9 protein-coding genes are annotated in these 14,145 nt (G+C 37.2%); 4 read left to right on the top strand and 5 right to left on the bottom strand.

Features of this window, described 5'->3' with window-relative positions; genetic code table 11:
• Positions 1-298: 298 nt before the first annotated feature.
• The gene (locus BUA72_RS14360; protein WP_047453556.1) at positions 299-1,015 is read right to left on the bottom strand and encodes a DUF2490 domain-containing protein; all 717 of its coding nucleotides are present in this window, start codon (positions 1,013-1,015) and stop codon (positions 299-301) included.
• 71 nt (positions 1,016-1,086) lie between these two features.
• On the bottom strand, positions 1,087-2,898 hold the full coding sequence (locus BUA72_RS14355; protein WP_072923533.1) for a TonB-dependent receptor plug domain-containing protein: 1,812 nt from the start codon (positions 2,896-2,898) through the stop codon (positions 1,087-1,089).
• Between the two features lie 510 nt (positions 2,899-3,408).
• Here BUA72_RS14355 and uvrA point away from each other — a divergent pair.
• The gene (gene uvrA / locus BUA72_RS14350) at positions 3,409-6,201 is read left to right on the top strand and encodes an excinuclease ABC subunit UvrA (protein ID WP_072923531.1); all 2,793 of its coding nucleotides are present in this window, start codon (positions 3,409-3,411) and stop codon (positions 6,199-6,201) included.
• Positions 6,202-6,252: 51 nt separating this feature from the next.
• Here the strand turns inward: uvrA and BUA72_RS14345 are convergent, their stop codons facing one another.
• Entirely contained in the window at positions 6,253-6,894 is a 642-nt protein-coding gene (locus BUA72_RS14345; RefSeq protein WP_072923530.1) for an NAD(P)-dependent oxidoreductase, read from the bottom strand.
• Between the two features lie 601 nt (positions 6,895-7,495).
• On the opposite strand from BUA72_RS14345, the gene BUA72_RS14340 reads away from it, so the two are divergent.
• The gene (locus tag BUA72_RS14340) at positions 7,496-8,356 is read left to right on the top strand and encodes a hypothetical protein (protein WP_072923528.1); all 861 of its coding nucleotides are present in this window, start codon (positions 7,496-7,498) and stop codon (positions 8,354-8,356) included.
• Between the two features lie 4 nt (positions 8,357-8,360).
• Entirely contained in the window at positions 8,361-9,248 is an 888-nt protein-coding gene (locus BUA72_RS14335; RefSeq protein WP_139259619.1) for a hypothetical protein, read from the top strand.
• A gap of 1,057 nt (positions 9,249-10,305) precedes the next feature.
• Here BUA72_RS14335 and BUA72_RS14330 read toward each other — a convergent pair.
• Both BUA72_RS14330 and BUA72_RS14325 read right to left on the bottom strand, forming a co-directional pair.
• Entirely contained in the window at positions 10,306-11,037 is a 732-nt protein-coding gene (locus BUA72_RS14330; protein WP_072923525.1) for a hypothetical protein, read from the bottom strand.
• 5 nt (positions 11,038-11,042) lie between these two features.
• Positions 11,043-12,026 (bottom strand): hypothetical protein, encoded by a 984-nt coding sequence (locus BUA72_RS14325; protein ID WP_072923524.1) that lies wholly within the window; start codon positions 12,024-12,026, stop codon positions 11,043-11,045.
• Between the two features lie 872 nt (positions 12,027-12,898).
• On the opposite strand from BUA72_RS14325, the gene BUA72_RS14320 reads away from it, so the two are divergent.
• A complete protein-coding gene (locus BUA72_RS14320) occupies positions 12,899-14,131 on the top strand; it encodes a PKD domain-containing protein (protein ID WP_083544221.1) in 1,233 nt (410 codons plus the stop codon).
• The last annotated feature ends 14 nt before the right edge of the window (positions 14,132-14,145 follow it).

Here is a 14,145-nt window from a genome sequence, read left to right as displayed (position 1 = left end):
AGAGAGTTACGTGATACGGGTTTGAGCGAATTAATGCAGATTAAGCTAATGGAACAGATTACTATTGACCTTTTTTAAACATTAAGATCAGTGAAGAGAAAAAGAATAGTTAAGCTATACTTTTTTATCTTAAGATGTAAGAAATCATAGGTTAAAAACTGCTGAGAAAAGCCAGCCACAACGTGGCGATTTAGCCCAAGATAGGATGCAGTCCAATCAGAATCTCAAGTCACTCAGTTCCATACTCTATTCATCCCACTACTGGGTCTTTTTCTCAGGCGGATTTAAACAAAAAATCTTAATCCGCTCCCGGGAAATCATACGTTTTTGTAGGATGATCCGTACCGTCGATATTGATGTTCAGGGCCAGATAGATAAAGTGAAGGTTTTTATTGCCTTTTGCTTCAAATTCACGCTGCCACAGATAACCTGTAAGAATTCCGAAATAGTCATCGATCTGATAGCCGAAACCGCCATATACTCTATTTCTGGCGAAAGTAGGTTTCATCGGGCTTACCAAAAAGATTTCGTCATAGGCATTCGCGAAGATAGTTCCTTTTTTGACGGTCTTTGCATTCAGGGGAACACTGATATTCAGACGGTATCTGTAACGCATTCTTTGGGAGGCTTTGTCAATTGCGGGCTCATAAAAAAAGCTTTTTTCGATACGAAAACGGTTTTCAAACTTCACGATTCCTTTTTTGAAATCAATCACGTCCTGTAACCAAACCCTGAATTCCTCTCTGCTCAGACTGTGCTCTTTATAATTCACATATCTTCCTAATCCTACAAAAGGTTTATGATTTTTAGTCAGGTTGTAACCTACTCCTCCTTTGATCTCGTAATAATCCGGATACGTATAATCTTCGTTACCTCTGAGCTGTCCTTCTGCGTAGAGAAAAAACTTCGGATGAAACTTATAGGTTAGAGTCACTGCATTGAAGCTGGAAACGTGGTCCTGTGCTTTTAAAAAGGTCATACTCAAAAGTAAACTCAGACTTAAAAAAAGTTTCATAAAAAATTTTTGCAAAAATAAATTATTTAACAATTTGTTAATGTTAACTTTCATTCATTTCAAATTAACATTTACTTAATATTGATCGTATATGAGAAGCCTAAATGAAACCATCTCTGAGGCATTTCAACTCCAAAAGCTTCCGTGTATTTTGTGTTCGTCAAATTATTGATCAGTACATAAACCGAGAAGTCTTTTTTAGCAAAACTCAGCTTCTCATCTAAGAGATTATAAGTCCCCAGATTCATTCTCTCATTGTATCTGTAAACCAATTCGTTGGTGAAATAATTCAGGAATTTTGTCTCCAGTTTGGCGACCACCTGATGTTTCAGATTGTCCAGAATATATCTTGAAACAAATTCATTGGATTCTTTCATTTTGCTGTCCAGATAGGTGTATCCTGCGGTGTATTTTAACCAGCTGAAAGCTCTGTGGCTTAATTCAAGTTCAACTCCTTTTGTGTCAATTTTCCCAACATTCTGAGCGTACCAGATAGGATCCGTCAGGCTTTTTTTAACCCAGTCGATAGAATTATTGGAATTTCTCATGAATCCGCTCACTTTTGCCAGGATTTTGCTGTTCTGAAATTGATATCCTACTTCAGATGAAACTGCATTTTCAGGAAGAAGATTTTGATTTCCCTGTTCTGTTTTGCTTACATAATAAAGGTCTGTAAACGTCGGAACACGGTGAACCTTTGCAATATTTCCGTAGATCTTATTATTTTGATTGAAATTATATCCTACATCTAATCCCGGATAGAAAAAATTCCCCTCTTTGGAATAATTCGCCCATGAAATTCCCGGACTGATGTTCAGTTTTTTTTCCAGTAATGAAAAATGATGTTCAAAGAAAACCTGTGAAACAAAGCGGTTTCGTTCCCCTAGATTATTACTCGCCAGAAATTCCTTTCTCAGCTCCACACCCACACCGGTAGTTCCCAATCCCCATTGATAGCTGGAATTTACTTCTCCACCTACATTATTCCCGATATGCATATTTCTGTAGCCATTTGGCTTATTTCTATCATAGAGATACATATCCTGACCTCTTCTCCAATACGCATTGGAGCTTATCTTCAAATGGCCAAACGTTTGCTGATGCGCTAAACTTACAATAGAAGCCTGCGTTTCCTCATACTGTTCAGTAGCGCTTTTAGATGCATAAAAACCATTCGCGCCGAATTTCTTTTCAGAAAAACCAGCCTGTAGCTTCAGATCTCCGTTTTTAATGTTCAGTTTACTTTGGTAGAAAACATTTCTGATCTCGTAATCCGTATTGTACATATATCCCTGTGAAGAAGAAGAGTTGGCCTGAAGAGAGTTTGAGAATTTTTCATTTCCCAACTGCGCATTGAATCCGAATCCGTAGGTTTCGTAATCTCCGCCGTCAGCACTTATCTTCACTCTTTTTCCGGGAGTTGTTTTGGTAATAATATTGATGACACCGGCATAAGCATTCTGCCCAAATCTTCTGGCAGCCGGACCTTTGATGATCTCGATTCTTTCCACATCATCCATATCTACCGGGACATTCATTGAATTGTGACCCGTTTGGGAATCGTTCATTCTGATGCCGTTCAGCAACAACAATACCTGTTCAAAAGAACTTCCTCTGAATCCTATATCACTTTGTACGCCGTTGGCTCCTCTCCTTCTGATATCCATTCCCGGAACCTGCTGAAGAACTTCATCGATACTTTTCGCCGGAGAATTGGCAATATCTTCTTTGGTAATAACCGTTATGTTCTGATTGGCACTTTTATAAGGTGTGGAGATAAATTTCCCCTGAAATTCAATATTTTCAATATCTGTTGTCTTTTCCTGTGCCTGCGCACAAAACAGGGATCCCAATAAAAATATACTCCCAATCTTTTTGATCATAATAGCTGCCGTTTTTGTTCTAAATCAGTTTATTTAATAATGGCCTCAAAAGTAAGGGAGTTCCTGAAGACAGGCAAATGATAGTTATCATAAAAAAAGATGCAGTATGGCTATACTGCATCTTTTAGGGAAGTAACTGTTTTATCTTTTTCTCATTAAATGTGTAACAAGATCTCTGAATAATTTTCTCATTTCTATATTACAAATTTATGAGTACAATTTTAAATAATTTTAAAACACAAAACAATAGTAAATGGTAAAAATATAACGAAAATCATAAACCGATGAAAAATTTCATGAAAACATGCTATCTATATAACCTTATGACTGATAATCATTTATTCACAAATCAACCTTTTATTCCTCCACGACGGCCTCTCCTTTTCCTGTAGAAGTCAGGATAATATATTTGTATCCGGGAAATATTTAAGCATCTTATTTCCACTAAAATTTCGTAATTTTGTGGGTCTTATTTTTTAAGATGCAAACAATCTTTTTCAAAGATAAAACATGGCTAAAACAATAGAAATAGATATAAAAAAACAGATCTTCGTTAAGAATGCACACCTTAACAATCTGAAGCATATAGACGTTCTGATCCCGAAAAATAAACTGATCGTGATCACAGGAGTTTCCGGAAGCGGAAAATCTTCTCTGGCATTCGATACGATTTATGCAGAGGGACAGAGAAGATATGTGGAGAGTTTAAGTTCCTATGCGCGTCAGTTTTTGGGTAAACTTGAAAAACCAAAAGTGGATGATATCAAAGGGCTCGCCCCTTCCATTGCCATTCAGCAGAAAGTGATTTCTTCCAATCCGCGTTCTACAGTAGGAACTTCTACAGAGATCTATGATTATATGAAACTTCTTTTTGCAAGGATCGGGAAAACCTATTCTCCGGTTTCAGGTGAAGAAGTGAAAAAAGATTCCGTGTCTGATGTGATCGATTTTATCAAAGCTTCCAAAAAAGAGACTTCATTTCTATTGACGGCTCCTTTGGAATATGATGCGGATAATTTTAAAGAAGCACTAAACGTTTTAAAGCTGGCAGGTTTCACAAGACTTGAAATCAATGGTAATCTAGCCGGTATTGAAGATCTGGAAAGTTTCGGTTTTACACCGGAGAAAGGAATGATCATTAATCTGGTGATCGACCGTTTTTCTTATGAAGAAGACGAGAACTTCCTTCAGAGATTGGCAGACTCCATTCAGATGGCGTTTTATGAAGGTCATGGTTATTGTGCACTGAAGAATGCAGATACCGGAAAAGTAAAAGAATTTTCTAATAAATTTGAGCTGGACGGCATGGAGTTCCTTGAACCGAATGTTCATTTTTTCAGCTTTAATAACCCTTACGGAGCTTGTCCGGCATGTGAAGGCTACGGAAAAGTAATCGGAATCGATGAAGATCTTGTGATTCCCAATAAAACCTTATCCATTTATGAAGATGCTGTAGTATCCTGGAGAGGTGAAACCATGAGCGAATGGAAAAAAGCATTCATCAAAAAAGCAGAAGACTTCCCTATCCATAAGCCTTATCATCAACTTTCCAAAGAGCAGAAAAACTTCCTTTGGAAAGGAGACGGAAAAAGCAGTTTCCCATCCATCAATAATTTCTTCAAAATGCTGGAAGAAAACCTGTACAAAATTCAGTACCGTGTCATGCTTTCCCGATACAGAGGAAAAACACTCTGCCCTACCTGTGAAGGCTTAAGGCTTCGTGAAGAAACGAGCTGGGTAAAAGTAGACGGACACAATATCCAGTCGATGATTGAGCTTCCACTGGATGAATTACATCCTTTAATAGACGGACTAAAGCTTTCCGAACACGATCAGGATGTGGCCAAAAGACTGCTATACGAGATCAAAACCCGTATTGAGTTTTTATTAAAAGTAGGTTTGGGTTATTTAACCATCAACAGAACATCCAACACACTTTCCGGTGGGGAAAGTCAGAGAATCAACCTTGCTACAAGTTTGGGAAGTTCACTGGTGGGATCTATTTATATCCTGGATGAACCTTCTATCGGTCTTCACTCAAGAGATACGGAAAACCTGATCGGAGTTTTAAAAAATCTTCGTGATCTTGGAAATACCGTAATCGTTGTAGAGCACGATGAAGACGTGATGAAAGCCGCAGATTATATTATCGATATCGGTCCGGAGGCTGGCTATCTTGGAGGTGAACTGGTTTTTGCAGGAGATTATACCGATCTTAAAAACGCAGATACTCTTACCTCAAAATACCTGACCGGAAGAATGGAAATTGAAGTTCCGAAAAAACGAAGAAAAGCCAAGGAATGGATCCATATCAAAGGAGCAAGACAAAATAATCTTAAAAATATAGACGTAGATGTACCTCTGGAAAGCCTTACGGTGATCTCGGGCGTTTCCGGAAGCGGAAAATCTACACTGATGAAGGAAATTTTAACCAATGACATCCAGATCCAGCTTGGAATGGGTGGTAAAAAGGGAGATTACGATTCTGTAGAATTTCCTAAGAAGCTGATTAAAAATATTGAGCTAATTGACCAGAACCCGATCGGAAAATCATCAAGATCCAACCCGGTTACTTATCTGAAAGCCTATGACGACATCAGAGATCTTTTTGCCAAGCAGAAAGTATCAAAAATGATGGGTTATAAGCCTAAGCATTTCTCTTTCAACGTAGACGGCGGAAGATGTGATGAATGTAAAGGTGAAGGAGTTATTAATGTTTCCATGCAGTTCATGGCAGATATTGAACTTGAATGTGAAGTATGTAAAGGAACCCGTTTCAAAAGCGAGATCCTGGAGGTGAAATTCGATGAGAAAAGTATTTCCGATATTCTTCATATGACGGTAGATGAATCTCTGGAATTCTTTAAAGACAATAATGAAGAAAAGATTGTGACCAAACTGAGACCACTTCAGGAGGTAGGATTAGGTTATCTTCAGCTGGGACAAAGCTCTTCTACCCTTTCCGGAGGTGAGGCGCAGCGTGTGAAACTGGCTTCTTTCCTTGTTAAAGGAGTAACCACAGATAAAACCCTATTTATCTTTGACGAACCTTCTACAGGACTGCATTTCCATGATATTCAGAAGCTGTTGAAATCATTGCAGGCTTTGATTGATCTTGGGCATTCCGTGATAGTTATTGAGCATCAGCCTGACATTATAAAATCCGCGGATTATATAATAGATATCGGGCCTGAGGCTGGAAAATATGGCGGCGAAGTTGTTTTTGCCGGTACACCGGAAGATCTGGCGAACGATAAAAAATCGCATACCGCGAAATACATTAAGGAAAAACTTGAAAACTAAATACAAATAGAGAGCCGGATGGCTCTCTATTCTTTTATAGGAATGTGAATTTTATTCCTTTACATTATACAGAAATGGGCTCTGTCTGCTATAAGTTTTATCCTCAATCTGGGAAACCAGAAATTCAGAAAGGTCTGCTGCGCTGATCTGTTCGCCTTTGCAATCTGTCAGATTCGTTTCTGTTTTGAATTGTTCTGAAGTCGGAATGATTAAAGGAAGTCTGACCAGAGTCCAGTCCAGATCGCTGTTGACAAGGATCTCGTATTCATCCTGCTTGTCTTTTGTGGTTTTGGGATAATTCTGGTACATCCAGTCTGTAGCCGCTTTTACCTTTTCGTTCTTATGATCGAAAGGAGTGTCCACATTCAGGCCGGTGATCGCAATATATCTTTTAATCCCATGCGCATTCATCGATTGTATAATATTGTTTGTGGCATCGCTGAATATTGATTTCTCTCCGACAGGCTGTCCTATCTTGCTGATTACAGCACTGCAGCCTTTAATAAGGTTATCAATAGCCTCAAAATCTCTCGCATCTCCCTTTACAATTTCAATTAAAGGATTTTGAAGGGTAAAATTCTCCGGAATCCGGAGGAGTAATTTCATAGGATACCCTTTTTTAAGAAGTTCCTGAACAAGATAGTTTCCGGTTTTTCCGGTTCCGCCTAGTACGGCAATGGGAGTTGTTTTCATAATGATCTCTTTTGTTGGTAAAGAATTTTTGCCATAGTGAATGATGGATAATCCAATCACTTACGGTCGGTTTTCTTTAGCGTTAAATAAAATAATAGTAGTAACAGGTCCAGATAATTTGAACCTTAAGGTTTCAGACATTTAAAAATGCGTCTGAATGGGGAATGATATTTATAAAGAGATATTAATACTCCAAATGTAGTACTTAATTTTTAACTAACAAAAAAATTCAACTGTTTCAGAAAAAATATAATTAAATAATAATCACCAATTTAACTGATACAATATCAAACAAAATCTTAATTAATGAATATTTTCCTATTATTTTATGAAAATAATGATAATTAAAAATAACCGCTCTGATGAGAATTCAGTCAGACAGTATTTTTATTAAAAAAATTGTTAAAAATTTAATTTAAACCAAATTCATCACGGTAAATAATTATTCATTTTCAAATAACTCCAATAAACAGTATATGTATCAAATCTGATTTAAATAATTGAAATTTAATTTAATACATTCAAAAATAACGGATAAAAAAGGATAAATGAAACCAATACATTTGTGTTATAACTCTTTTTTTTAAACAGCATATTGAGGATGAAAACACTAATTATTTCAGCATTATTTCTGTGCTTTGTCAGCACCAGCGCACAAGTGGGAATCAACACCACGACTCCCGATCCCAGTGCCGTACTGGACATCAAACATTCCAATAAAGGCCTTCTTATTCCAAGAGTAAGCCTGAAAGACAATATGGATATCACAACCATTCCTTCACCCGCCAATGGACTGATGGTGTTTAACCTGACGAATTCAACCGGAACCAGCAATAAGGTGATGGCTGACAATTTCTATGTTTTTTCGTCTTCAACCAATTCATGGAATTTACTCGTAACAGACACCGTCCTGAATATGGCGATTGAAGGGCTTGGAGTACCCCAACTGCAGGTCGTTGCCAATGTAGCAGCCAGCGGAAATGATACCTCTTATATAGGAAGTGATCTGGGTGCCAATATAAGAAAGCTCTTTTTCGAGAATGAAGTCTTTGACAGAAACAGTTCCTACGATCCGGCAACCTCTGAATTCAAAGCTCCTAAAAACGGCTACTACCAAATTGATGTTTCAGTTCTCCTGAAAAGCTATCAGGCCCAGAATACAACCAATATTGTGCGGCTGGGAGTAAGTAATCCTTATACGACATTTACTTACAGCGGTAATGCAACATTCGCTTTTCTGAATCAGCCTTTAAATGCTGTCACTGATGATCAGCAGCCGTTAACCCTTAAAGTTTCAGGGGTCATTTATATGAACAAGGACCAGAAAATATGTTTCCTGACCCGATACATTACGCCCGGCACCACTGCAGGCAATAATACCTATTCTATCGCTACTGAAAGTCTGGGCTACAACAGAACACAGGTCAATAATATCACCATCGTATACCTTCCCATAAATTAAAGCCATGAAAATATACAGTTTACTTATGATTTGTTTTGGGGTATTTCACTATTCACAGGTAGGCATCAACGTGATTCCCCGACCTGACAACAGTGCGGCACTTCATGTACAATCTACCAACAAAGGCCTGTTAATCCCCAGAGTTTCATTATCGGGAGCCACAGATATTACGACGATCAACAAACCTGCAAATGGCTTACTGGTGTTCAATTTAAAAGATGGAGATAACGGAACGCCTCTTACTACAGATGATGTACTGAAGAACAGGCTCTATTCTTTCAGCAACGGAAGATGGAATATTTTCGTGAATGCTGAAGAGATGGATAAAAAAATCAACAATATTCTTCTCAACAGATTGGTAGCTCTGGTTAATATGAAACCTTCAGGAAACGATCTCAGCTTCGTGAGCGGCGATCTGGGCAATAACATCCGGAGATTTATATTTGATAATAAGGTGACGGACAAATCCAATACATTCAATACCTCAACAGGAGAATTTACAGCTCCGTTTACAGGATATTATGTCATCAACATGAATATTCTTCTGAAACCGTGGTCGAATAATTTTGATCCGGGCAATAATATCAAAACACCCATCCGGTTAGGTCTTGCAAAGCCTTATACCGGAACATTCCCTGCCAGTGGTGTTACCGATGCTATTTTCCACAGTGTTTTCCAGAATCTGGATTCAGCAATGGGGAATAATTTCATCACGTATATGAACCTGAAAACCATTATCTTTCTGCAGTCAGGAGAGAAAACGGTTCCTCTGGTAAAATATATTAGTCCGGGAACATCAGGAAATCAATATAACCTGAATACGGAAGCGAATAATTACAACCGGGTTTTAACCAACACGATTTCTATCGTCTATCTTCCTACCACTTCATGATAAAATTCCCTGTGTTTAAAGGGAAAAAGAATGAAAAAGAACAGAGTGGAAAAACAGGAATCCATACTTATCCACAAAAAAATGTGGATAACTTGTGAATTTTAACATTAAATTCATATTTCATATTAAAAATATGACTACATTTACTATGTAATACAACTGAAATGAAATCTTTTTTTGCTTTTTTCAGCTTTGAAATTGCAATTAAATTTGAAATAAAAATTTAAGCACAGCATTGTCGGCTGTGCTTTTTTAATTGTTGTCTAATTAAAAAAATGAGATGTTTTATCTACTGGATCCGCTTCTAAAGAGCGGGTCCTTTTTTTTATCCCTAATAGAAGCATTTTCAGAGGAATTCTAAACTTTCTTAAATGTTTTCTTGTTAAATAATTCTCGTCTTTTTTGCTGTTTGCTTTTATAACTTTTGTCTGAATCTTTTGTTGGAAACGCAAGGACGCAAGGGTTTTAAGCTTTAAGAATATTTAAGGCGCAAGAAAATCATAGATTTTCAGCTAGGTATTCATTCTATTGTAAACAGCATTCAATTTTATCGGAGATAAAATCCTTGCGCCTTAAAATGCGTTTTGTAATATAATTTGCGTCTTTGCGATGTTCCAACAAGAAAAATCGCTCTTGTGTTTCTTGCTTTTATAAAATTTGTCTGAACCTTTTACTGGAAACGCAAGGACGCAAGGGTTTTAAGCCTGATGAATATGTAAGGCGCTAGAAAATCATAGGTTTTCATTGATGCATTGGTTCTATAGATGGAAAATCTTTGGAATTTTAAACTTTCTAAAAATATTTTTTGAAGCAAAGATTGACCGTAAAACCGTTTATCTTTACGTCTGCGAAGATGAGATCGATCTTCGATTGATCCGACTAAGCACACTCACCATCCAACAGATTAGTCAACGCTACAGTCAGTTTTCATTGCTTCTCTTAAAGTAGAAGGGAATCAAACAAAAACTTTGCGTTGAAAAAGCAAATGTTTATTTCTCCTGTAATTATATTGGATAGCTTTTACTCTCGCAGATCAAGCCAATTGAGCACATAATTATTATTCTCTTTCAAACTTTTTTAAGGTTCCGTTTTGGTTGAGTTCAATGGAATACCGTTCCCTGCTGCCATTAATGCTTGCCGGAAACCATCGAAGTTTGTTATTGGCAATGGATATATAGATGGTGGTGAGTGGTTTTGCCCCTTCTATCTGTGCTATCTTTTGACTGTAAGCATCTGCAGCTTTAGCAACGTTGGCAAAATCTATTTTATCCAAAGGAACCAAACGGCTCCGAATATCATCTCTTACAGACATCTGCTCAGGTCTCGGCTCAGACCACTTTCCATCTTTGTATTCATAATTATCAATATAATCAGGATTCGTAGGATGCTGAAGCATCGCAAGGATACTGCCGTTGTCATAAAAATGCATGGTATAATAGATTTTAATTTCTTTTCCGTCATACTGAGGAAGTTTTCTTAAGGCTTCCTCAGCGTTCTTCAGCTTGTCTTCATTGGTTAAAAAACCTGTGTTTTTACCTTCTGTATAGGTATCGATATGTGTTTTGGTGTGTTTTTCCAGCATTGTATTGACGAGTCGCTGGGCTTCTTCTATCTGCTTTTCAACTTCCGGACTGTAAGGATTGGGAGCTGAAACCGGAATATGTTCATCTCTTTTAAGCTGAGCTTTGGTATCGGCCACAGGCTCAAAAGTCTCTTTTACACTTTTGGAAACCTGCTCACAGCCTGTTAAAAGAAGACTTCCTATACTTATAATAATTAAGTTTTTCATGGTATTTAACTTACATTTTCCAGATCTTCGGCAAAGGCGATTCGGCTCGGATCTTCTTTCAGGTAAAAAATATCTACAGTTTCTTTCTTTACATTATTCAGATCAAGAAGGTTTACAATTTTCTTAATTTCAGCTCTCCTGGTCTGATTCTGTTCATCGACATATTCCAATTTAAACAAAATCATAGGCTGTTCATTGATATAAGTTCCGGTCTGATCAGCACTGATTAATCTGGCTGTCGTTCTGATTCCTTTAAATTTAATCAGTTCAGACTCTCCCTGTTTACCATTGAAAATCCTATTGATAAAGTAGAAAAAAATAAGTTTATAAAACATTAATATCGCAGGACAAATCAGTAAAGGATGCCAATATATAATGAACCGCCACCCCATTCCATTGCTCTCAGTCTGATAGGAGTAGATATAATACCATGCAACCAGAGTAACAATGGTCAGCCAGCCCATCGTGATTAGAAAAATGATCAGAATATTGATGCTCGCCTCGCTTCCCGCAAAAATAAAATAGGGCATTTTTTTTACCTCTTTATCGATGAGTAGGTCTACTGTTTTTCCTTTTTCAAACCGATGTTGCTGAGGTTTTGAATCATTAACGGCAGCTTTCTGTATGATATCCGTGTTGACCAGATTTTTGAAAGAAAGCACAAGTTCATAGGTGTCATATTTACTCCCGGGCTTGGATACTTTTACCGCTTCAAGAATTTCAGCTTTTCTTCGGACGCCGTGTTTAGCAAGATGGACCACGTTTCTTTTAGCAACAAAGTTCAACACGATCCACTTATAAAACCAACTCAACAAAACAATGCTCCATAACAGTACAGAAAGTCCCAAAAGTCCCACTGCAAGCCATGGATTAGTTTCGTTGAGCAAGGGCGGTTCCGCATCTTTGATGTTATAATACAAAATCATGGGAAACGGTACCGCAAAAAACAGCATATAAAGCATCCAGAATATTCCAAAGCCTCGACTCATATTTTTGTTTTTTAGTTAATCATAAGATACTCATTTTAGGTAAATTATATGGAAAGGCAAAAATATTTTCTTTCATCAAATCCCGGAACCACAGATAAATCTCTGTATCAGTCAGAATATTGAGGTTTTTCTTTTCGATAAGTATAATGAAAAGCTTTTTACTATCATTATTCTTATTATAAATATTGGCAATTTAAGATATCCAAACACTTCACAATCCTGATAATTTTCGTGATAACAAATGGAAATGACACTGTCTATCTTTTTATTCTTCCGGTCGCCGGCAGTAGAAAATCCTATATCAAAAATGATATTTTTAAGTTTTTATTTACCAATCTTTTGAGCCGAGGAAAAAAAAATAGGGAAAAGAAAAACAGACCCGAAAGTATTTTTTAGCCATACTTATTTTTTAGTATTCTTAATCTGTTAAAGGGCTTCATTAGTCGGTGTCGTAGCAAAGTAGCACCTACGTCTTAGCTACTACTCTATATAAATCAGTGCTTTAAAACCAAGTCCGGAATGAAAATAATAATTAATTTCGGGAATCTTTAAAACACCAACACATTGATGATTTTAATATGACATTTTCACACCAAAGATAAATCCGATGAAACATCAATAATATTTTACTATTATTTATATAATTTTCTAAACATATATAAATTTAATCAATTAACTATTTTTTTATGAAGAAAAACTACCACCTCTTATCTCACGCTTCTGTTCTGTTTATTTTCCCAGGATTTGAAAACATACATTCTTTCAAAAAACCAGATATTTCATAGCAGTTATTATGATCCCGTGGATTTGCGTCTCGGCTGTCCATGGGTATTTGATTTCACCCATTTAAAATTAATTTTAATACCTAAAATATGATTAAAAATATACTGATTCTAATACTGTTTAATCTCTGCACACTCCTATTCGCCCAAGCCGATCAGGTTTTGTTTATCGGCAACAGCATGACGTATTTCAATGATATGCCTGTTCTTTTTAAAGATATGGCTGCTTCAAAAGGAAAAAATGTTGAAGTTACCTCCCATACCGTAGGTGGAGTTGGCTTTGCCAACCACGTTAATGACAATGCACTTTACCAGACCATACGCTCTAAAAACTACAAATACGTCGTGATGCAGCCAGGAACTGGTGAGTCTGCCGGCTACTCTGTTCCTGTTGCTGTGACAGCAGAAAGAGGAAGGAAACTTAGAGATTCTATCAGAAAATACAGCCAGTGCTCAAAGATCTTTTTGTACGAAATTTCGAATGGCATTGCTTCTCAAAATGGATATCCCGCGTATTTTGCCTCCCAAAAAGTCATCAAAGATTCCATTACAAAAATGTCGAACCTTATGCAGACCGAAATGATTCCTGCAGGAGAAAGTGCAAGAGCGCATTATACAGCTACACAGGATCTCGCATTGCACAGCTCATATGGTGATGTCCATCCTAATCCTCAGGGCAGTTATCTTATAGCAGCTTCTGTATATACCGCCCTTTTTCAGGAGCGGATCTTCCCGTCTTCTTTTCTCAGCGGAATGACACAGAACAAAGCGGAATATTACCAGCAGCTGGCAGACGGAACTTTTTTTAATAATTCTGCCCAATGGAATTCTAATGTTTTTCATCTCCATGCAGGTTTTTCAGCAGGTGGCAACGGACAGAATATTAGTTTCTCCAACCTTTCTACGAATTATGATACCGTTTTGTGGACATTCGGAGACGGAAACACTTCTGCTGCTATAAATCCGACACATCTTTATGCTGCATCCGGAACATATACCGTATCTCTTAAAGTCACTAAAAATTCATGTTCTGAAACATTCACTAAAACGATTAATACCAACCAGCTTTCAGTTTCTGATTATGCTGTACAGAATTTCAAGTTTTATCCAAATCCTGTTTCCGATACGGGCTTCCTGAAAACCGGGAAATTCATTAAAGAAATAGAGATCTACGGTATGGATGGCAGAAAAATAAAAACGTTGCCCTATTCAAAAGTGAATGATGTAAAGATTGATTTCTCAGCATACAGCAAAGGAGTTTATATTCTTACTATCCTTTTTGAAGACGGAAATTCTGAAAGGCTTAAAATTATAAAAGAATAAACCGGAGACGGCCA

The sequence above is a fragment of the Chryseobacterium sp. OV279 genome (genome assembly GCF_900128945.1).
Classification (GTDB): Bacteria; Bacteroidota; Bacteroidia; order Flavobacteriales; family Weeksellaceae; genus Chryseobacterium.
Note: the sequence above shows the minus strand (reverse complement) of the source record. Positions and strands in the feature narration are given on the sequence as shown.

Coding starts and splice junctions, on each gene's coding strand:
- BUA72_RS14330 (WP_072923525.1), bottom strand. CDS start 11,037: ATGAAAAACTTAATTATTATAAGTATAGGAAGTCTTCTTTTAACAGGC.
- BUA72_RS14360 (WP_047453556.1), bottom strand. CDS start 1,015: ATGAAACTTTTTTTAAGTCTGAGTTTACTTTTGAGTATGACCTTTTTA.
- uvrA (WP_072923531.1), top strand. CDS start 3,409: ATGGCTAAAACAATAGAAATAGATATAAAAAAACAGATCTTCGTTAAG.
- BUA72_RS14335 (WP_139259619.1), top strand. CDS start 8,361: ATGAAAATATACAGTTTACTTATGATTTGTTTTGGGGTATTTCACTAT.
- BUA72_RS14340 (WP_072923528.1), top strand. CDS start 7,496: ATGAAAACACTAATTATTTCAGCATTATTTCTGTGCTTTGTCAGCACC.
- BUA72_RS14320 (WP_083544221.1), top strand. CDS start 12,899: ATGATTAAAAATATACTGATTCTAATACTGTTTAATCTCTGCACACTC.
- BUA72_RS14345 (WP_072923530.1), bottom strand. CDS start 6,894: ATGAAAACAACTCCCATTGCCGTACTAGGCGGAACCGGAAAAACCGGA.
- BUA72_RS14325 (WP_072923524.1), bottom strand. CDS start 12,026: ATGAGTCGAGGCTTTGGAATATTCTGGATGCTTTATATGCTGTTTTTT.
- BUA72_RS14355 (WP_072923533.1), bottom strand. CDS start 2,898: ATGATCAAAAAGATTGGGAGTATATTTTTATTGGGATCCCTGTTTTGT.